The following is a 462-nucleotide window of genomic DNA, read 5'->3' as shown; positions in this document are numbered from 1 at the left end:
GCGATATCGGCAGGAGCGGAACCGGCTTGAGGCGCGATGGTTCGAAGACCATGGCTAACCTCACCCTCAACGACGACCGCTCGATGCCGCAACTCGGTATGGGCACTTGGCAGATCAAGAACGTCGCTGCGGCGACGATCGTACGAACGGGTCTCGATGTCGGCTTCCGACTGGTCGATACCGCAGCCGCCTATGACAATGAGATGGGTGTTGGAGACGGGATCAAGGGCGACGACGTCTGGATCACGACCAAGCTGTGGAATACGCGGCACGGCGACGCGGTCGCGGCGCTCGATGAAAGTTTGGCGCTTCTCGGGGTCGAAGCGGTGGACCTGTATCTGATGCACTGGCCGGTGCCGACTGAAGACCGCTACGTCGAGGCTTGGCAGGCGATGGTGGGATTGCGCGACGCGGGCAAGGCGCTGTCGATCGGCGTGTGCAACTTCCTGCCTGAGCATCTTG

1 protein-coding gene is annotated in these 462 nt (G+C 62.1%); it reads left to right on the top strand.

The annotated features are described in order from the left end of the window. Positions 1–50: 50 nt before the first annotated feature. Positions 51–462, top strand: a 412-nt coding sequence (locus tag L8G49_RS20920) for an aldo/keto reductase (protein ID WP_242187961.1), incomplete at its 3' end; no start/stop codon positions are given.

Origin of the sequence: Sphingomonas sp. CARO-RG-8B-R24-01 (genome assembly GCF_022662295.1) — a bacterium.
GTDB lineage: Bacteria > Pseudomonadota > Alphaproteobacteria > Sphingomonadales > Sphingomonadaceae > Sphingomonas.
The sequence above is the reverse complement of the archived record's forward strand: the minus strand, read 5'-3'. Positions and strand labels throughout refer to the sequence as shown.